Annotated in this window: 17 protein-coding genes, 1 pseudogene and 2 other annotated features; of the genes and pseudogenes, 15 read left to right on the top strand and 3 right to left on the bottom strand. The window is 40.0% G+C overall.

All coding sequences use genetic code 11. From position 1 onward, the window contains the following. The first annotated feature begins 6 nt into the window (after positions 1–6). From EEJ45_RS14635 to EEJ45_RS14620, 4 genes are all read left to right on the top strand, one after another. Positions 7–861 carry an ABC transporter permease gene (locus EEJ45_RS14635; protein ID WP_124565556.1) on the top strand — a complete coding sequence of 285 codons (855 nt, stop codon included), beginning with the start codon at positions 7–9 and terminating at the stop codon, positions 859–861. A 32-nt stretch (positions 862–893) separates the two neighbouring features. Further along, the gene (gene ssuD, locus EEJ45_RS14630; protein WP_124565555.1) at positions 894–2,015 is read left to right on the top strand and encodes an FMNH2-dependent alkanesulfonate monooxygenase; all 1,122 of its coding nucleotides are present in this window, start codon (positions 894–896) and stop codon (positions 2,013–2,015) included. Between the two features lie 213 nt (positions 2,016–2,228). After that, a complete protein-coding gene (locus EEJ45_RS14625; protein WP_380018308.1) occupies positions 2,229–2,516 on the top strand; it encodes a DUF2325 domain-containing protein in 288 nt (95 codons plus the stop codon). A 32-nt stretch (positions 2,517–2,548) separates the two neighbouring features. Then, a complete protein-coding gene (locus tag EEJ45_RS14620; RefSeq protein ID WP_124565553.1) occupies positions 2,549–3,172 on the top strand; it encodes a nitroreductase family protein in 624 nt (207 codons plus the stop codon). A gap of 121 nt (positions 3,173–3,293) precedes the next feature. Here EEJ45_RS14620 and EEJ45_RS19095 read toward each other — a convergent pair whose 3' ends face one another. From EEJ45_RS19095 to EEJ45_RS14605, 3 genes are read right to left on the bottom strand one after another with little or no spacing between them, the layout of a single operon-like run. Next, a complete protein-coding gene (locus EEJ45_RS19095; protein WP_164464298.1) occupies positions 3,294–3,428 on the bottom strand; it encodes a hypothetical protein in 135 nt (44 codons plus the stop codon). Beyond that, entirely contained in the window at positions 3,416–3,580 is a 165-nt protein-coding gene (locus tag EEJ45_RS14610; RefSeq protein ID WP_124565551.1) for a hypothetical protein, read from the bottom strand. The genes EEJ45_RS19095 and EEJ45_RS14610 overlap by 13 nt, the downstream gene beginning before the upstream one ends. A gap of 32 nt (positions 3,581–3,612) precedes the next feature. Continuing rightward, positions 3,613–3,828, bottom strand: a complete 216-nt coding sequence (locus EEJ45_RS14605) for a sigma factor (RefSeq protein WP_124565550.1) — start codon at positions 3,826–3,828, stop codon at positions 3,613–3,615. Positions 3,829–4,175: 347 nt separating this feature from the next. Here EEJ45_RS14605 and EEJ45_RS14600 point away from each other — a divergent pair, with 347 nt between their 5' ends. The 11 genes and pseudogenes from EEJ45_RS14600 (at position 4,176) to EEJ45_RS14550 (ending at position 18,606) form a co-directional block, all read left to right on the top strand. After that, entirely contained in the window at positions 4,176–5,060 is an 885-nt protein-coding gene (locus EEJ45_RS14600) for a metal-dependent hydrolase (protein ID WP_124565549.1), read from the top strand. Positions 5,061–5,520: 460 nt separating this feature from the next. Continuing rightward, positions 5,521–5,744, top strand: a binding site (T-box leader). 49 nt (positions 5,745–5,793) lie between these two features. Further along, positions 5,794–6,017, top strand: a binding site (T-box leader). A 186-nt stretch (positions 6,018–6,203) separates the two neighbouring features. Next, entirely contained in the window at positions 6,204–7,568 is a 1,365-nt protein-coding gene (locus EEJ45_RS14595; RefSeq protein WP_124565548.1) for an amino acid permease, read from the top strand. A gap of 574 nt (positions 7,569–8,142) precedes the next feature. Further along, complete coding sequence (locus tag EEJ45_RS14590; RefSeq protein WP_124565547.1) at positions 8,143–8,415, top strand: YkvA family protein; 273 nt, start codon at positions 8,143–8,145, stop codon at positions 8,413–8,415. A gap of 13 nt (positions 8,416–8,428) precedes the next feature. Continuing rightward, on the top strand, positions 8,429–9,031 hold the full coding sequence (locus EEJ45_RS14585; protein WP_124565546.1) for a DedA family protein: 603 nt from the start codon (positions 8,429–8,431) through the stop codon (positions 9,029–9,031). 89 nt (positions 9,032–9,120) lie between these two features. Beyond that, on the top strand, positions 9,121–9,822 hold the full coding sequence (locus EEJ45_RS14580; protein WP_124565545.1) for a TerC family protein: 702 nt from the start codon (positions 9,121–9,123) through the stop codon (positions 9,820–9,822). Between the two features lie 333 nt (positions 9,823–10,155). Beyond that, complete coding sequence (locus EEJ45_RS14575; RefSeq protein ID WP_124565544.1) at positions 10,156–11,013, top strand: MurR/RpiR family transcriptional regulator; 858 nt, start codon at positions 10,156–10,158, stop codon at positions 11,011–11,013. 518 nt (positions 11,014–11,531) lie between these two features. Next, positions 11,532–11,870: pseudogene (murQ, locus tag EEJ45_RS14570) on the top strand (N-acetylmuramic acid 6-phosphate etherase); the annotation flags it as partial. Positions 11,871–11,941: 71 nt separating this feature from the next. Then, positions 11,942–13,282, top strand: coding sequence for a PTS transporter subunit EIIC (locus tag EEJ45_RS14565; protein WP_124565543.1), 1,341 nt, complete (start codon positions 11,942–11,944; stop codon positions 13,280–13,282). 273 nt (positions 13,283–13,555) lie between these two features. Continuing rightward, positions 13,556–14,407, top strand: coding sequence for a DegV family protein (locus tag EEJ45_RS14560; protein WP_124565542.1), 852 nt, complete (start codon positions 13,556–13,558; stop codon positions 14,405–14,407). Positions 14,408–14,854: 447 nt separating this feature from the next. Further along, a complete protein-coding gene (locus EEJ45_RS14555; protein ID WP_124565541.1) occupies positions 14,855–16,612 on the top strand; it encodes an ABC transporter ATP-binding protein in 1,758 nt (585 codons plus the stop codon). After that, positions 16,609–18,606, top strand: a complete 1,998-nt coding sequence (locus EEJ45_RS14550) for an ABC transporter ATP-binding protein (protein WP_124565540.1) — start codon at positions 16,609–16,611, stop codon at positions 18,604–18,606. The genes EEJ45_RS14555 and EEJ45_RS14550 overlap by 4 nt, the downstream gene beginning before the upstream one ends. Positions 18,607–18,992: the final 386 nt, after the last annotated feature.

The raw sequence follows: 18,992 nt of genomic DNA, 5'->3' as shown, positions 1-18,992 counted from the left end.
TAGGAGATGAGCAAGGTTGCTGTTCCTTCTGTTAATCATGATAGACACTTTCCCAAAAAGATAGCTATTAGAAACTTAAAAGTGAGGACATCTATTTTAGTAGCTACACGAGGTTTAATTTTACCTTTGCTACTTATCCTTGTATGGCAACTGGCTGGCACATTTGCTGGTATATCCAACACGGTTCTGCCGACACCAATAGATATCGTAAAATCTTTTCAAGCTTTGTTGCTGTCCGGAGAGCTATGGATTCATCTGAAAATCAGTGTTACCCGTGCATTAAGTGGCTTTCTCCTTGGAGCCAGCTTAGGCCTACTGCTCGGGACATTAACAGGGCTCTCCCGTACGACAGAGCAGGTTGCTGATCCCTCGTTACAAATGTTGAGAACAGTTCCGCATTTGGCGTTGGCTCCCTTATTTATTTTATGGTTTGGGTTGGGAGAACTCTCAAAGGTGCTTCTTATTGCGCTGGGAGCCTTTTTTCCTCTATATGTTAATACACTGCTCGGTATTCGGGGCGTGGATAAAAAGCTTTTTGAGGTAACGCGCATTCTCGAGTTCAGCCGCTTGAAGCAGGTGACGAAGCTCATTTTGCCCGCATCTCTTCCCAATATTCTGCTTGGGGTAAGGCTTTCGCTTGGTTCAGCTTGGCTCGGTCTCGTCGTTTCTGAGCTCATGGGGGCAAGTGAAGGGATTGGATATCTAATCATGGATGCACGGCAATTTACTCGTACAGATGTTGTGTTTGTGGGGATTATCATCTTTGCTCTTGGCGGAAAGCTTGCAGATTCCTTTGTTCGCATATTGGAGTCAAAGCTGCTCAAATGGCGTGACAGCTATCAAGGGAAGAGCATCGACTAAATAAAAATATATGTAAAGTGAGGAGTGGGAAAATGGAAATATTATGGTTTATTCCGACTCATGGAGATAACCGCTATTTAGGAACAACAAAGGGAGGACGACTGGCTGACTTCTCGTATTTCCGTCAAGTTGCACAAGCAGCAGATCGTCTTGGTTATACAGGTGTATTGATTCCGACAGGAAGATCGTGTGAAGATCCTTGGACACTGGCTTCTTCACTTGCTGCTGTTACAGAGCGGTTAAAGTTTTTAATTGCTGTCCGTCCTGGCATTATGTCGCCATCTGTTGCAGCGAGGATGGCATCCACAGTGGACCGCGTTTCTAATGGCCGTCTGTTAATTAATGTAGTAGCAGGAGGAGACCCGGTCGAGTTAGCAGGAGATGGGTTGTTTCTTACACATGATGAGCGTTATGAAATCACAGATGAATTCTTAACAATTTGGCGCAAATTGCTGGAAGGTAAAGAGGTCGACTTTACCGGAAAGCATGTAAATATAAAAGGAGGCAAGTTGTTGTTTCCTTCTGTACAGCAGCCCTATCCACCTATTTATTTTGGTGGCTCCTCCCCAGCAGGGCAGGCTGTGGCTGCAAAGCATACGGATGTATATTTAACATGGGGAGAGCCCCCGGCTCAGGTGGAAGAGAAGCTGAACGAAGTGCGCCGTCTTGCGAAACAGGAGGGAAGATCGGTGCGATTTGGAATTCGCTTGCATGTCATTGTACGCGAGACTGAGGAAGAAGCATGGCAGGCAGCTGACCGCTTAATTCAATATTTGGATGATGATACAATTGCTGCTGCGCAGCGTACGTTGGCGCGACAGGATTCTGTTGGGCAACAAAGGATGCTTGGTCTGCATAAAGGAGGCAGGGAAGCTCTGACCATTAGTCCAAATCTTTGGGCTGGGGTGGGACTCGTTCGTGGCGGCGCTGGAACGGCACTTGTTGGAAATCCTCAACAAGTCGCAGAACGAATAAAGGAATATAGAGATTTGGGTATTGATACATTTGTCTTATCCGGTTATCCGCATCTGGAAGAAGCCTATCAATTTGCAGAGCTCGTATTTCCGCTTTTACCGCTGAAGCATACAGCCAATGGTAATCACCCTGTCGGCGAAATGATTGCCAATCAATATGCACCCGAAGTTGCAAAATAGTGTATCAAACTAGAGATGCATGGAGCACGTGAAGATGAAAATAGCCATTTCTTCATAAAAAGGACCTATCCATCGAGAATGCTTCTAATGAGGAGAAACGAATAAAAAAGTGTTTAGGAAAGAGGCTTTTCATTTAATGTATATGAAAAGCTTCTTTATCCTTTAAGGTTTACTTGGATTTTAGATTTTTAAGGAGGGTTAGATGTGAAATCCATGCTGATTGTAGGTGGAGATAACCTAGGTGGAATCACTAAGAAACTACAGCAACAAGGATTTGAGGAAGTCATTCATGTTGACGGACGAAAAGCAAAAATGGTTCAAGTGGATATACCTAAAAAAGTCGATATTATATTGGTTCTTACTGATTACATTAACCACAATCTTTCGAGTGTGATTAAGAAAAAGGCAAGAGAGCAATCAATTCCCATCTGTTTCGCAAGACGTTCTTGGTGTTCCATGATGAAGGAAGTAGAAAAACAAGGTCTTATTTGTTGCAAATAAAGAGTAATAACATCTTATGGAGGATGATCGGTATGAATTCAATAATAAATCCCACTAAACAAGTGCAACCGGAGGTACAGAATTTACGTAAAGAAGAACACCCTGTTAGCCCAGTTTTCTTAAATCGATGGTCTCCGCGCTCTTATTCGGATAAAGCTGTTTCTGATGAAGCGCTATATAGCATATTAGAGGCAGCACGCTGGGCTCCCTCTGCGTTCAATGATCAACCGTGGAGGTTTATTATTGCAAAAACAGAAAAGCAATTAAAGATTTTTCATGAATTCTTACACCCGTTCAATCGTGCATGGGCGGAAAGCGCACCGATATTGCTCCTTATTGCATCAAGTAAAACAACGGATACGGGCGACTTAAACTCAGCGCATGCATTTGATACAGGAACATCCTGGGGGTATTTAGCAATTCAGGCTACGATATTAGGATTAAGCACACATGCAATTGGAGGGTTTGATAAAGAAAAGGCTCGTCGTTTGTTGGGCATTTCTGATGAATATGAGCTTCATGTGGTCGTCACAGTTGGCTATCGTGGAGAGAAAGATACACTTGTACAAAGTCTGCAAGAGCGTGAACACCCAAGCATACGAAGGCCGCTGCATGAAAGTATTTTGAATTGCAGCAGTGAAGGATATACAGAATAAGAGAGTATGAAGTGACAAAAGAGCTAGCTCACAGTGAGTTAGCTCTTTTTTTATGGTAAAAGTTTAAAGTAGAATTAAGTGCACCAAACAGTATGTGTCACCCTAGAACATTTTCACATGTTTATTGCTTTGAGGTTGAAACGAGATATCGACGCCGGCAGACACTTAGTACGATACCGAATAGAAAGGCATTGAACATAGCAGGTAGAAAACCATAGCTGACAAACGGTAATGTAATACCGATTAACGGAAGCATTCCCATATCATGCCGATATTATATAGATATTGAACGGCAAACAGTGCAAGAACGCCAACTAGTAGCTGTTTGCCGAAGTTTTCTTTTATTTGCCGCAGTATTGTAAGCATTCGTAGTAACAGTAGGATAAGAACGATAATTAGAAATCCCATTACGATCCAGCCATAATAATGAGCGATATTAACTAAAATGAACTCTCCAACTTGGCCTTTCCATTATATTGATGCAGCTTTTGATAGCATTTGATAAAGATCTCCTGTGTTAAATCCTCTGCAAGATCCCGATTTGGTGTGTATGAATACACCAATTCCAGTAAGGCTTGTCCATATAAATCCATTGCCTGACTAATAATAGTTTCATAGTTATCGGACATGTGTATATCTATTATAATTTCCTCCATTTTTAAGCCCCTTTCTATATACTTAGACGATTCACAAGGGTAATTGGTTTCTTTGAGGCGACAGAAATTTCCTATCTTTTGGCTTTGTTAAAGTTCGTTGTACGGGCGTTTGCTGTTCACGAGTGGTCAGGTAGTAAGCCTGCACGCCCTTTTTACTCCCATCAACAAGTGCAAATGATCAACATTATGCTTTAACACAGCCTATCTTTTACATGAGATGTATCTTATTTTCCAAGCAATATCAAATTTTGAACGCAGTATCATATTATCATCAAAGCTTTTCCATATACTATTCAGTTCATCTATGATACTTTACAAGTAGAAAAACAATGCAGAAGGAGACTTGTATGGATACAATTACGCACACATTATTTGGTCTCGGTCTGTATGGGACGATCCGTAAGGACCATATGACTAAACACGAGAAACGCGCCTATTTGTTTACTGCAATTGGCGCAAGTCAGATTCCAGACATTGATGTCATTTCTCAGCTTTGGGATACACAGGGGCTGTATCAAATGTGGCATCGCGGCATTACGCACTCCATTTTTCTGATGCCGCTTTGGGCACTGCTGTTTTATGCGCTTAGCAGTCTTTTATTTCGTGTCAAAAGTCAGCGTCTCTTTTGGTTAGCTTTACTCGCTGTATTCATTCATAGCACCAGCGATTTATTTAATGCTTGGGGCACTGGCTATTTTGAACCGTTTTCTCAGATGCGTGTGACGTTTGGGACAATTCCGATTGTGGACGTTGTGTTCTGGGGAATTTTGCTGGTTGCCTATCTCATTGCGAGAAAAAGAAAGAATGCCGCACCTGTTATTTACCGCTGGGCGTTTGCTGGTATAGCTCTTCATGTGCTTGTACAGTCTGCACAAGGATATATCTTGTATGAAAAGTATACAGAACGGTATGAGCAGGTAGCTTTGTCGGCTAGCTTTATACCTTGGCACTATACAGTGATTGGAAAGAATGGAGTGAACGTAGATCTCATTGATGACAGCTTACTAAGTGCGTCACATGTGCAAGCTACGCTCATTTCTAAAGAAGATGCAGATTTAAACAGGCTGTTCCGCACTGTACCAGAAGCGAAAACATTATACGAATGGGCGCCGTTCGTTGTTATTGTTGATGACGAACGTCAGTTGGGTATTTATGATCCGCGTTTTTACAGGAATGGTCAATCGTTTTTGTTTGAGTACATGGAGAAGAACGGAAAAGTTAAGAATGAATGAAGTACTATAAAACTAAGTTTGCTGTAAGATAACGTATCACTAGCTGCGCTGCTAGTGATACGTTTTTGTTTAATTATGATGAAACATCATGGAGCAAGTGATTTATACCTATTAAGTCAAGAAGTGAATAATCTTTCCTAAGTATTAACTGCTTACATGAATAAAAGATAATTGTTGCTTAACGAAGAAGATATCACAGCACTAAATTTACTACAAATGGCTGGAAGCTAGTAAATTCAGGTTTGTTAGCAGAATGTAATGTCAATACAGCATATACCGGAGGAAGTGTTGTATTGTATCAAGTTGTTTAATACAAAGCGAAATGATGGACGAAGGGTTGCCTGGGCAGGCGATCATGTGGGGGAGAATATGATTCATGTAAGAGCAAAAAAACTTGACTTTTATATGTGTCTACTTTAATATTGGTAAATAATTAATATAAGCATTAATATAAGCATTAATATAAGCAATGAATGGAATACAGTAGTGTACGTTCTCACTGTTACAGAGAGCTGACGGATGGTGCAAGTCAGTACATAGAACCGCATGAATTACGATCCAGGAGCTTCTTCTTCAAGCCTAGGCAAGGGGAAGACGGTGAAGAGCCGTTATGACCAATGAAGTGATCGACATACTAATTGTGTCGATAATTAGGGTGGTACCGCGTATAAATTCGTCCCTACTGATTAACATCAGTAGGGACTTTTTGTGTTTTTCAATGAAACTATATTGATGATAGGCAATGAATGGAATACAGTAGTGTATGTTCTCACTGTTACAGAGAGCTGACGGATGGTGCAAGTCAGTACATAGAACTGCATGAATTACAATCCAGGAGCTTCTTCTTCAAGCTTAGGCAAGGGGAAGACGGTGAAGAGCCGTTATGACCAATGAAGTGATCGACATACTAATTGTGTCGATAATTAGGGTGGTACCGCGTATAAATTCGTCCCTACTGATTAACATCAGTGGGGACTTTTTATTTTCGTTCATATTGATGCTTAATGTTTGACTCACTTCATTAGGTACACAGCGATGCTTAGGTGGCATGAAAGGAGGGATGGTCATGGAAGATGGCTATTATTATAGAAATATATTTACAGATCTTATGAAAAAAACTAGAAATGAAAAGAGGAAACTAGAATGAATCAAAATGGATTGAAGAAAGAACTATTGCCTAGACACGTTCAATTCTTGGCATTGGCCGGCATGATCGGTACCGGTATTTTCAAAGGAAGCGGAGATACGCTGGCGGTGGCCGGTCCTGGTGTCATCATCTCATACTTGTTGGGCGGGGTCTTATTGATGATCGTTATGGTGGCTTTAGCGGAGATGGCTGTCGTGTACCCGCAGCATAATGTACAGCATCTGGTTCACAAAGCGTTCGGATTTCGTGTGTCGTTTGTTGTCGGCTGGTTATACTGGGTGAACTGGACGCTTGTCACGATTGTGGAAATATTGGCTGCTGGATCCTTTTTACAATTTTGGTTTCCCGCTGTTCCACTTTGGTTATTAAGTGCCCTTTGTGCTCTTTTAATTATAGGAATCAATAGTTTCCAAGTGAAATTCTACGGAGAGATGGAATTTTGGTTTGCGAGCATCAAGATTATCGCGCTTGTATTGTTCATTTTTTTGGGCGGGGCTGTATTACTGGGCTTCACAAGCTTCGCGCCAGCGACACCTACTGAACATTTGCTTGGACATGGCGGCTTTTTCCCGAATGGTCTACATGGTGTGTTCAGCGCTTGTTTCATTGTAATGTTTTCGTTTGGGGGATCTGAGCTGATCGGGGTAGCAATATCCGAGACGAAAGATGTTGAAAAAGTGCTGCCAAAAGTAATTAAAGGAGTAGTTGTACGTGTTATTTTGTTTTACATTCTACCGATCACGATCATCGCTGGATTAATACCATGGAATCAAGTTGCGGGGAATGAAAGCCCGTTCATACAAGTAATGGATGCGATTGGTATTCCCGGCGTCGCTCATATCATGAATTTCATTTTACTGACGGCGGTGCTTTCGGCTGCCAACTCAGGGATTTTCGCGACTTCAAGAACGATGTTCGCCTTGGCTGAAAAAGGAGAAGCGCCTATACTGTTCAAGAAAGTAAGCGGAACAGGTACGCCAATCGCAGCTATAGGTGTGAATGGTATGTTATTATTAATCGGTGCGGGACTAGCATACTTTGCTCCAGAGAGCATTATCGGAACCATGATGACAATTCCTGGATTCACTATGCTGTTGCTTTGGTTGAGCATTTGTGCGGCGCAATTGAAGCTGCGTCCGACTTACACAAATATCCCAGCTTTCAAAATGCGATTATTTCCGGCCACAACGATTATCGGCATTGTTGGACTGGTGATCATTTTTCTTGGCTCCACGTTCAGTAATGGGGTTTCGATTGGAACTGTTGTTTGTTTTACAACATTGGGAGTGCTAATCATATGTGCTTTTATTAAAAGCAAACATCAACAGGGCGACAAATCAAATCCACGAAAAACGGCTTAGAAATCACTTATCGAATTCATACCTGCAAAATCCCCCTTGTCTATGGGCAAGGGGGATTTTGCAGAAAAATGTGTTTTATAAAAACCATTTATGCGCCCCTAAGTGAGAGCATTTCACCCTTCTCGTCACCCATTGGTCATCGGAACCTATCTTTTTGCAGATTTTGATATAGTTTTTTCAATTGTATATTATCTACCGTATTTCTAAATCTTTGTAGAAAGTTAATACATATTGCGGATATACAAGTAGACCGTGTGCAGATGGAAAGAAAAAATCGAAAAAATAAAGTAGTACATGCAGTAATTAAGAAAAGTCAGATTATACAAAATAATTGACGTTGCCATAAAAACTCATTATGATAGTAACATATGAGTTAAATACCCTTAAAGGGGAGTAGCTTTAACAGCAAAGTCGTCATTTCAGAGATGCAACATCTCTCGGCTTTGTTGGCGACTTTCGAGTTGTTAGCGAGACCTTTACCATCTAATAAGGCGGTAAAGGTCTGTATATTTTAGGACCTGCGCCTGTGGCCAGGTCCTTTTTGTTATTTTCGTGTGTGTCAGGAGGAATAATAATGAGAAAGCTATGGAAAAGGTTTCGCTTTATTTTCAACATTCGCAAATTTATTCCATTTTTAAAAGAGTTCTTTATTTCTAAAGAAGTTCCGATGTCAAAAAAGCTAATTTCTGCCGGTTTGTTTGGCTTGTATATGGTGTTGCCGCTGGATTTGATTCCTGATTTTCTTGTATTTTTCGGCATTCTCGACGATGTGACGGTGTTTATGTTTGTAATGCAATATGTTGTCAAAATGGCACCGCCGGCGATGCGTGAAAGATATGATATGTAATTGAGGTGAGGTAGTGGAGCAATTAATATTGTCTTTTATTGAGTTTTTTAAACAATTTTCTTATGCAGGTATTGTGCTTGCGTTAACATTTGAATTTGTACCAGCAGAGCTTGTATTGCCGCTTGTCGGTTATTGGGTCTATCAAGGCGATATGAATCTTATTGGCGCTGTTATTGCAGGTACGATTGGTGGAACCACCGGGCCACTCACACTGTATGCACTTGGGTATTATGGTGGTCGTCCACTCATTAAAAAATACGGTAAGTATTTTTTCGTTAAAGAAAAAGAATTAGAAAAAGCAGAAGCTTTCTTCGAAAAGCATGGCCCAGCTGTCGCATTTTTAGGTCGCTTTGTACCTGGTATTCGCACATTGATATCAATTCCTTGCGGCGTCGCCAAAATGAATGTATGGCAATTTTCTATTTATACATTTTTAGCCATGCTGCCGGTTACAGCATTGTATATCTACTTAGGTATGAAGCTTGGTGAACATTGGCAGATGGCTGGGGAAGTAGCAAAAGAGTACTTATTACCGATTGGTATTATTATTATCGGAATTGTACTTATTATGTCAGTAAGTCGCTATATCAAGGCAAAAAAAGCTCAGGAATTTTAATATATTCCTTTTAGATATAACATTGGAAAAAAAGAACGGCGATAATCTACAGCCGATTCGCAAAAATTATGTACAAGGGGGAATTACACATGGAACTGTTTTCTGCGGAATTTTTTACAGCGTTACTGTCAATTATTATCATTGATCTAGTGTTAGCGGGAGATAATGCCATTGTAATCGGTCTTGCGGCAAGAAACTTGCCAAAGGATCAGCAAAAGAAAGTTATTATTTGGGGTACTGTCGGTGCGATTGTCATCCGTGCGGTTGCCACACTAGCGGTAGTTTGGTTATTAAAAATTCCAGGCTTATTGCTTGTCGGCGGTATCTTGCTTGTTTGGATTGCATATAAGTTGCTTGTGGATGAAAAGGAACACAATGTACAATCTGGCAATAGTATGTGGGCAGCCATTCGTACCATCATTATTGCAGACGCCTTGATGGGGCTGGATAACGTATTGGCGGTTGCGGGTGCGGCACACGGAAGTTTCTTGCTTGTTGTGCTGGGTTTACTTATCTCTATTCCAATCGTTGTATGGGGCAGTACAATTATTTTAAAGTTTGTTGATAGATACCCAATCATTATTACGTTTGGTGCTGCTGTATTAGCATGGACAGCTACAAAAATGATCGTGAAAGAGCCATTCGTTGCAACATACTTTGCAAATCCTGTTATCAAATATGGATTTGAAATTATTGTGGTTGCTGCAGTAGTAATTCTTGGGACGATGAAAAAGAAGAAACAAATTAATCATCATGAAGAGCAGCCAATTCAAAAGCAACATTCCAGCTAAAAGCCGCGTAACGCGGCTTTTTCTTATAAGTATAATGTTGAAATTATGCTATCTATAAGATACATATTTTCCCATAAGTAAAGTTCATTATAAATTGCAAGAGAAGTGAAGGCGCATAATATTTCGTTAGAATAATATGATCTTGACTAGTATGTGAGCGTCCCTTAAACACTAACTGCAACCGCATATCATTTATCTTGCCCTCTTATCAAAAAAAGAATATTGTTTTGTATTTGTACTTATATAGTTTTTGTTCGTTTCTTATATAAACAGATTTGTATGTAATACGTTATGTAGTACAATGCAAGGAGAGGATATATAAGGAGGATCAACTTGAAACATTTAACAATTTTATCTAAGATTGAAAATTACATGGATCGTTTTTCACCAGCCGAAAAAAAGATTGCTGTTTATATATTAGAAAATGCAGAAATTGTACCTAATTTAACGACAAAGGATATTTCGGCAAATACAGGTTCTAGTGAGGCGAGTGTGGTTCGCTTTTGTAAAACAATTGGGATTGGAAGTTTTAAGTCCTTTAAATTAGCACTTGTTCGAGATTTGACAGTAGCTGAATTTAATATTAATGATTTTTCTGTTACGGAAACAAAGGATGAGCCGTTTGAGCTATTTAATAAGGTAACATATGTGAACAAGGCAGCTGTTGAAGCAACGTTAACAACGGTTGATAAGAAGGAGTTAGATAAAGCGGTAGCTACGCTTTTACAAGCAGAAAAGTTACTATTTTATGCTGTTGGCGGTTCTGCTGTCTCCGCCATAGATGCGGCTTACAAATTTACCAAGCTTGGTTATACCTCGTTAACTTCTTTAGACTTTCATACGATGTTGCCCCTAGCGGCTAACTTAAAATCAGGAGACATTTTAGTTGTTATCTCTACTTCAGGTAGAACAAAGGATATTTTAGAAGTAGCCAGGTTTGCCAAAAAAAGAGGTGCTACGATTTTAGCGATTACAAAATTAGATCCTTCTTCACCGCTTTATAAAGAAGCGGACATTAAGTTATGTACACCGGATGTAGAGCAGGATCACCGTATTGGCAGTATTGCCTCGCGGATGACACAGCTTAACATTATTGATACCTTATACTTAGCGATGTTTCACCGCATTGGTAAAAACGTGTTAGATAAGTTTACAGAAACAAGAGAAGAAGTGGTTCGGCTCCGTCGATAGGAAAAGTCAGATGATTTGGTGATATCTGCTCCATGCTCACCATGCCCGTCAAGCTAACAGTGGCAATGGAAGAATCTAAATTAGATAATGTTAAAATGCAGCTCCATTCTCGTTGTCCGCCTTCAGGTTTTCTAAAAATGTTTATGACAAAAAAGCCCACCGCGTTGGGCTTTTAAAAATGACTACATAAGTACAACTAGAAAACCTAACGTTGTTTTTTTAGATGGCAGAGAAGAACGAGCGATGTGTAGCTACCTATGGTCGGGTTCTCAGAGATACATGTGCATAATCAGATCCATATACACATAGTGAGGTGTTTTTGAGCTGGTATGTTCTTTGTAATGCACGGCGTTCTTTTTTCACTAAAAGGAGATTATTTTGTATAAATATATTGAAATTAAATTTCATATAAATTTAGATTTTTAATAGGATTAAATTCCAAAAAAGATGGTGAAATCATGCTAGAACATTTATCTACAGAAAAAAGGAATGAAAAGACAGCGCATTTAGACCAGATGACAACAATGGAAATTTTAACGGGTTCTACAAGACTAAAGGCTGGTACAGCGCAAAAGCTCGTGCTAAACATGATTTCTACTGCATCCATGATTGGAATTGGCAAGGTGTATAAAAATCTGATGGTGGACGTACAATCTACGAACATTAAGCTTGTTGAGCGTTCTAAACGCATTATTATGGAAGCGACAGGTGTGGACTATGAAACAGCAGCTCAGCATTATGAAGAAGCTCATCACAATGTAAAGGCAGCAATTGTCATGATCTTATTGCAATGCTCGTACGAAGAAGCAACTGTAAAATTGCAGCAAGCAGAAGGGTTTGTAAGAAACACCCTGTGATGAGATGGTTTAAACAGATGGATGATGCAACAGGGGAATATAGCTTGTAGAGAAAAAGAGGGGGGATAGCTATGAAGAAAGAGCAAAGAATGGCCGAGGATATTGCAAAGCAGCTTGGAGGGATTAATAATATTCGCAGCATTGCGCATTGTATGACTCGGTTACGTATCAATGTTAAAGATGAAGCTGCTGTTCACCTATCGGCTTTAAGGCAGGTTGAAGGCGTGATGGGTGTTATTGAAGATGACACACTTCAAATTGTGATAGGACCAGGAACGGTTAACAAAGTTGCAGCAGAGCTATCGAAAATGGTGGGGCTTGTTATTGGTGAAGTAGATGAGGACCGCGTGGAAGCAAAGAAACAAAAAAATAGTACGCCATTGAAAAATTTGTTGCGTAAGGTTGGTAATATTTTTATTCCTTTAATTCCAGGTCTTGTTGCATCTGGTATTATTAACGGTATTGCTAATTTTGCTAAAAATGCTGGGGCGGATCCAAATGCAACCTGGCTACAGATTTTGCTTTTAATTGGCGGTGGGCTCTTTGCTTTTTTAGGCATATTAGTTGGGATGAACACAGCGAAAGAATTTGGCGGTACACCGGTACTAGGTGCTATTGCAGGTATTCTTGTCTTTAATCCAGCACTTGCGACCGTAAAATTATTTGATGAACCGCTTGTGCCGGGAAGAGGTGGCTTGTTTGCTGTTATTTTTGCTGCGTGGTTAATGACAGTAATTGAAAGACAAGTACGAAAAGCGGTGTCGAGTGCTGTAGATATTATTTTCACGCCGTTACTTACGGTGCTAGTGGTAGGACTATTAACGATTTTAGCGATTCAACCTGCTGCACGTATTTTATCTGATGGTATTACAGAAGGTACTAAAGCAGTTCTTGATATTGGGGGTGCATTTGCAGGTGCTGTTCTTGCTGGTACATTCTTGCCACTGGTTATGGTCGGCTTGCATCACGGTTTAATGCCGATTCATATGGAGTTTATCAATAAAATTCAAGTAACACCAATTCTGCCAATTCTTGCGATGGCAGGTGCAGGGCAAGTGGGGGCAGCCATTGCGATTTTCGTAAAAACAAAGAACAAAAAGTTACGTAATATTATTAAAGGTGCTCTACCAGTTGGATTTTTAGGGATTGGTGAACCTTTGTTGTACGGGGTAACACTTCCTCTTGGAAAACCGTTCATTACCGCTTGTCTTGGTGCTGCTTGTGGTGGTGCGTTTCAAGCGATTATGAAAACAGCATCTTTAGGAATCGGTGTATCTGGATTATCACTGTTGCCGCTAATCACGGATAATAAATATGTATTTTATATCGCTGGTATTGTAATTGCTTATACGTTCGGTTTTATCTTTACGTACTTGTTTGGATTCAAGGAAGAAATGGCTGACAATCTTTGATAGAGAAGGAGTCTCTTTCTCCTTCTCTTATAGGTTTTGTATCGAGGGGCTGTGCTTGCTTTATCCTGACTGCCCGGGAAAAATGAACACTCGTAACAGAAATCAGCAACGAACTTTAACAGAGCTTTCTTTTGAACATCTCATAACTTTGCTTAACAAGACTTTGTTATAGAAATAGAACTGTGCTTCTCTAAAAAGTAATTCTCATATTATATACTTTGTAGTAACATATACATAGATATTAGCACCTGGTTTTAATAGGAGGGTTTATAAATGAGGAAAATTGCATGGGTTACTGACAGTACAACGTATATGACACAAGCCTTAAAAGAGCATCCGGATGTTTATGTTGTACCGCTTAGTGTTATCTTCGGGGAAGAAATATATGAGGACGGTATTACTATCACACAAGAAGAGATTTATGAACAAATGCGAAGTGGCAAAGCTGCGACAACGTCACAGCCTCCTGTTGGTGTTTTTGCAGCACTATTTGAAAATCTGAAGGCGCAATATGAAGAAGTGGTTTTACTGCATGTTTCAGATAAGTTAAGTGGCACTTTATCATCAAGCGTGCAAGCTGCGGATATGACAGGCATTACTTATCATGTAATCGATAGTAAAGTGTTAACAATGGGTATTACATTTTTATTAGAAGAAGGTCTACACTTACAGCAACAAGGAAAAAGCATAGAGGAAATTATTGCAAGGCTACATGCCATTATTCCAACACTTGAGAATTATATTTTAATTGGCAACTTACAGCAACTTCATCGGGGTGGCCGGCTTACAAATGCACAATTTGTACTAGGAACACTTTTAAACATCAAACCGATTCTGCAAATTAAAGAGGGAATCATACAAGTATATGAAAAGGTTCGCTCGGAGAAAAAAGCTGTGAAGCTGGTTATGGAGCAATGTAAAGCTGCTATAACAGCACATGATGTGCGCAAATTGGCCATTATTCATGGTAATCGTCCGGAAGATGCGATTGCGTGGAAAGAGGAGTTATTGCGCGTAAAACCTGACTTGCGTGTAGAAATTGTTCCGCTAACATCTGTTTTAAGTGTACATGCGGGAGAGGGAACAATCGCAGCAATGTGGTATAACACAGCATTAGAAGGATGAAAAGCTAAAAGCGAAAAATGTGAAAAAAACAATTGACAGAAAAGTCCGTTTAATAATACAATTAACTATGTGAAAAAATGGAAAAGGAGGTTACGTGTTATGATTGCAAAAGTAAGCATGAACAACAACAGTATTGAAAATCAGATAGTACACGTAACCGTGAATAGCTAAATCACTTTACTTTTATTTCTATATTTGTAAGTGATAGCGCGTGTTTCGTGTATCGAAACGTGCGCTTTTATGCTTTTTAGGCATATCGTCAAAGCGGCGATATGCCTTTTTCTATTTTTTGTTTTTCTTGGATTGCAATCGTTTTTGCGATTTCAATATACACAAAATGTAAAAGGAGAGATGTGTGATGGTATTGCAACAAAAATTAGTATTAAGTGGAGATTCTCTGGATAGCGGTTAGTTTTATCAACACTGAGATGAAAGGAGAGGATAGTTATGTTTTCAGTCTTACAAAAATTAATGTGGTTTTTTCAAGAAAATTGGAGGCGTTATAGTATCGCCATAGCTTTGTTGTTTGTAGTCAATATTGTAGAGATGGTGCCTCCCAAACTGATTGGTATGGTCATTGATCAAATTAAGGTAGGCTCTTTGACAAGCAAGGATATTTGGTGGTATGTCGGTATTTTCGGCGTAGTTACCGTGTCGTCATACATCATGTCCTACTTTTGGCAGTATAATTTATTTGGAGGCGCATTTTTACTTGAAAAAATTATGCGTGGAAAACTGATGAGACACCTGTTAAAAATGACCCCAACGTTTTACCAAAAAAATCGCACGGGTGATTTGATGGCGCGAGCAACAAATGATTTAAAAGCTATCTCTATGACCGCGGGATTTGGTATTTTAACCTTGGTGGACTCTAGTATGTTCATGCTTACAATTTTATTTATGATGGGTGTGACGATTAGCTGGGAGTTGACTGTGGCTGCTATTTTGCCGCTTCCCATTATGGCACTTGCTATGAACATATATGGAAAGCAACTGCATGAACGATTCACCGTTGCACAAGACGCATTCGGCGATATGAATGATAAGGTATTGGAATCGATTGGTGGAGTAAGGACGATTCGCGCGTATGTACAGGAGAAGGAAGATCAAAGACGTTTTCGTACATTGGCTGATGATGTATTTGCGAAGAATATGCGCGTTGCTAAAATTGATGCACTGTTTGATCCTACCATTAAGTTGTTAGTTGGAATGAGTTATTTAATCGGTCTTGTATACGGGGCATATCTTGTATTTCAAAACCGTGTGACTCTGGGAGAGCTTGTATCATTCAACGTATATTTAGGAATGTTAATCTGGCCGATGTTCGCGATTGGGGAACTTATTAATATCATGCAGCGTGGCAATGCTTCATTAGACCGTGTGAATGAAACGCTTTCTTATGAGCAAGATGTGCAGGACGTAGAGCATCCCGTCGATGTAGAGAAGCCAGAATCTATTACATTTCAGAATGTATCCTTCATGTATCCTACTGCCGATACACAAAGCTTAAAACAAGTGTCATTTTCTTTAAAACGTGGGCAAACATTAGGGATTGTAGGAAAAACAGGAAGCGGTAAAACGACTGTGGTGCGCCAATTACTGCGCCAATATCCGATTGGAGAGGGTCAAATCTTCATTTCAGGTGTACCCATTCAAAGCATACCGGTTGATCGCGTGTTGAGCTGGATTGGATATGTGCCGCAGGAGCATGTATTATTTTCAAAAACAGTAGCAGAAAATATTTTGTTTGGTGCACATGGAAGTACACAGGAAGATATGCATCATGCGATTAGCCGAGCAGCCTTTAAAAAAGATATTACTTTTTTACCGCAAGGGCTTGAAACATTGGTGGGAGAAAAAGGCGTTTCCCTTTCCGGTGGCCAAAAACAGCGCATTTCAATTGCAAGAGCAATGATAAAAGATCCTGAGATTTTAATTTTAGACGATTCTTTATCAGCTGTGGATGCTAAAACAGAAGCGAAAATTATTGAAGGAATTCGTGCAGAGCGTCAAAACAAAACAACGATTATTACAACGCACAGACTGTCTGCTGTGCAACATGCGGACTTGATTATTGTAATGGATGAGGGAAGCATTGCGGAAGCCGGTACGCATGAAACATTGCTTGCACAAGAGGGTTGGTATAAAGAACAATATGAGAGACAACAGCTTGTGGAAGGTGAAGAAAGAGGGGTGAGCGTATGAGCACAGGAAAACGTTTGGTGCAATACGCTTTGACGGTTAAAGGAACTATTATTGCGGCACTTCTTATGCTGAGTGTCGCTGTGGCAGCGGAGCTTACAGGGCCGTTTGTCGCAAAGCAAATGATTGACAAACATATTGTCGGTATTGAAGTGCCGTGGTATGAAACGGTAAAGGACAATGAGGCAGTCTTTTATAAGGGCTCCTGGTATAAAAGGGGAGATCGTTTTACTGAAGAAGACAAGGGAAAAGAAGTGCGCATCATGCAAGTTGGTCGCGACTATTACTTTGTTAACAGTGCAATTACAATCGACGGAAAGAGGACGGTCAACGGAAATGAAATTAGCATCCAAAATGACAGTGCGGTTCAAGTATATAAAGCTCAAAAGCTAACAAGACAAGAACTTTTTGATTTTTACCAACCTGAAATTCCGTACTTACTTCGTCTAAGTATTGCATATTTCGCTTTGCTTGTCGTTGCATCGTTTTTTTCTTACGGACAAAAGTTTTTCCTGCAAAAGGCATCAAATCGTATTATTCAGCGGATGCGTGAAGATGTGTTTGCACATATTCAAGAAATACCAATCCGCTACTTCGATAAATTACCAGCCGGAAAAATTGTATCGCGTGTAACAAATGATACAGAAGCAATTCGTGAATTATATGTGACAGTATTAGCGACGTTTTTCTCAAGCTCTATTTATATTGTCGGTATTTTTATTGCATTGTTTTTGCTAGACGCAAAACTGGCAGTCATTTGCGTGTTTATCGTTCCCATTTTAGTGGTATGGATAATGTTGTATCGCAAGGCGGCATCTGGTTATAATCACGCAATCCGTTCACGCCTTTCGGACATTAATGGAACTATTAATGAGTCCATCAACGGTATGACGATTATTCAAGCATTTCGACAAGAAAAACAGACACAAAAGGACTTTGAGCAGCTTAATAAAGAGTATTATGATTATCAAAATAAACTATTGAGCTTAAACGCTGCAACCTCACACAATTTGGTGGGGGTGCTCCGAAACATTGCATTTGTTCTTGTTATTTGGTATTTCGGTGGTGCTTCTCTAACCGCTGGAAGTATGCTGTCACTTGGTGTTATTTATGCGTTTGTGGATTACCTGACACGCTTATTCTCGCCAATTACGGGGATCGTAAATCAACTCGGTAACCTAGAGCAAGCTCGTGTCGCTTCTGAACGTGTGTTTGAATTATTAGATGAGCCGGGAGAAGCAGTCAGCAACGAGAAAGTGTCGCGTTTTAAAGGCGACATTACGTTTGAAAATGTTTCGTTCGCGTATGATGAGGAGAACGTGGTATTGAAAGATATTTCATTTACAGCAAAATCGGGAGAAACAGTCGCACTTGTCGGCCATACGGGCTCAGGCAAGAGTTCCATTATGAACGTGCTGTTTCGTTTTTATGACTTTCAAAAGGGGAAGGTATGTATCGATGGACAGGACGTCACGCAATTGCCAAAGCAAACGATTCGTTCTCATATGGGAATTGTACTTCAAGATCCATTCTTATTTACGGGAACACTCGCAACAAATGTTAGCTTAGAAAATAAGTCCATTTCTAGAGAAAAAATCGAGCAGGCGCTTCGTGATGTTGGTGCCGAACGTTTTATCAAAAATTTACCGAAGGGCTTAGATGAGCCTGTAATTGAAAAAGGAAGCACACTCTCTAGCGGAGAGCGACAACTGATTTCGTTTGCAAGGGCGTTAGCATTTGACCCTGCCATTCTTATTTTGGATGAAGCAACCTCTAGTATAGACACAGAAACAGAAGCAATCATTCAAAATGCTTTAGATGTTTTGAAAAAAGGCAGAACAACTTTTATTATTGCGCATCGTTTATCGACTATTAAAAATGCAGATCAAATCTTAGTATTGGATCGTGGCCACATCGTGGAAAAGGGAACACATGACGAATTAATGGCAAAGCAAGGGCGTTACTATCGCATGTATCAAACGCAAGCGGCAGGATGATGTTCACATAAAGTTTTAAAAGCTGTCATGGAATGTTTACACCTAATCTCTTCCATATTTAAGTCTACATGATATGATTAAGGTAGAATATGGTAAGGGAGAGATAGAGATGGAAGAACTTTCAATAACGATGAACATCGCGTTTTTTCTAATGCTATTTGGATTTATAGGAGTATGTATACTGGATTCATAAGAGGCTGCGCAAGCAGGCTCTTTTTTTAACTTCCCTCCGAAAGAAGTCTCCTACTTCTAAACGTGAAGGTGCGTCAGCACCAGTGAAAGTGGGAGATGAATTTCGGTTAGGCGTAGCCTAAAGTTGTCTCTTTTTTTGTACTATGATATAATCAGTCTTAGATAAAATAAAGGTTGTTATATCAATGGAATTA

The sequence above is a fragment of the Ectobacillus antri genome, assembly GCF_003852715.1.
Lineage (GTDB): Bacteria > Bacillota > Bacilli > Bacillales > Bacillaceae_G > Ectobacillus > Ectobacillus antri.
Note: the sequence above shows the minus strand (reverse complement) of the source record. Positions and strands in the feature narration are given on the sequence as shown.

What these genes read in the sequence shown, in the direction of transcription:
- EEJ45_RS14600 (WP_124565549.1), top strand. Translation starts at nt 4,176, where the DNA reads ATGGATACAATTACGCACACATTATTTGGTCTCGGTCTGTATGGGACG.
- EEJ45_RS14635 (WP_124565556.1), top strand. Translation starts at nt 7, where the DNA reads ATGAGCAAGGTTGCTGTTCCTTCTGTTAATCATGATAGACACTTTCCC.
- EEJ45_RS14560 (WP_124565542.1), top strand. Translation starts at nt 13,556, where the DNA reads ATGAGGAAAATTGCATGGGTTACTGACAGTACAACGTATATGACACAA.
- EEJ45_RS14550 (WP_124565540.1), top strand. Translation starts at nt 16,609, where the DNA reads ATGAGCACAGGAAAACGTTTGGTGCAATACGCTTTGACGGTTAAAGGA.
- ssuD (WP_124565555.1), top strand. Translation starts at nt 894, where the DNA reads ATGGAAATATTATGGTTTATTCCGACTCATGGAGATAACCGCTATTTA.
- EEJ45_RS14595 (WP_124565548.1), top strand. Translation starts at nt 6,204, where the DNA reads ATGAATCAAAATGGATTGAAGAAAGAACTATTGCCTAGACACGTTCAA.
- EEJ45_RS14555 (WP_124565541.1), top strand. Translation starts at nt 14,855, where the DNA reads ATGTTTTCAGTCTTACAAAAATTAATGTGGTTTTTTCAAGAAAATTGG.
- EEJ45_RS14625 (WP_380018308.1), top strand. Translation starts at nt 2,229, where the DNA reads ATGCTGATTGTAGGTGGAGATAACCTAGGTGGAATCACTAAGAAACTA.
- EEJ45_RS14605 (WP_124565550.1), bottom strand. Translation starts at nt 3,828, where the DNA reads ATGGAGGAAATTATAATAGATATACACATGTCCGATAACTATGAAACT.
- EEJ45_RS19095 (WP_164464298.1), bottom strand. Translation starts at nt 3,428, where the DNA reads ATGCTTCCGTTAATCGGTATTACATTACCGTTTGTCAGCTATGGTTTT.
- EEJ45_RS14580 (WP_124565545.1), top strand. Translation starts at nt 9,121, where the DNA reads ATGGAACTGTTTTCTGCGGAATTTTTTACAGCGTTACTGTCAATTATT.
- EEJ45_RS14565 (WP_124565543.1), top strand. Translation starts at nt 11,942, where the DNA reads ATGAAGAAAGAGCAAAGAATGGCCGAGGATATTGCAAAGCAGCTTGGA.
- EEJ45_RS14610 (WP_124565551.1), bottom strand. Translation starts at nt 3,580, where the DNA reads ATGGGATTTCTAATTATCGTTCTTATCCTACTGTTACTACGAATGCTT.
- EEJ45_RS14620 (WP_124565553.1), top strand. Translation starts at nt 2,549, where the DNA reads ATGAATTCAATAATAAATCCCACTAAACAAGTGCAACCGGAGGTACAG.
- EEJ45_RS14590 (WP_124565547.1), top strand. Translation starts at nt 8,143, where the DNA reads ATGAGAAAGCTATGGAAAAGGTTTCGCTTTATTTTCAACATTCGCAAA.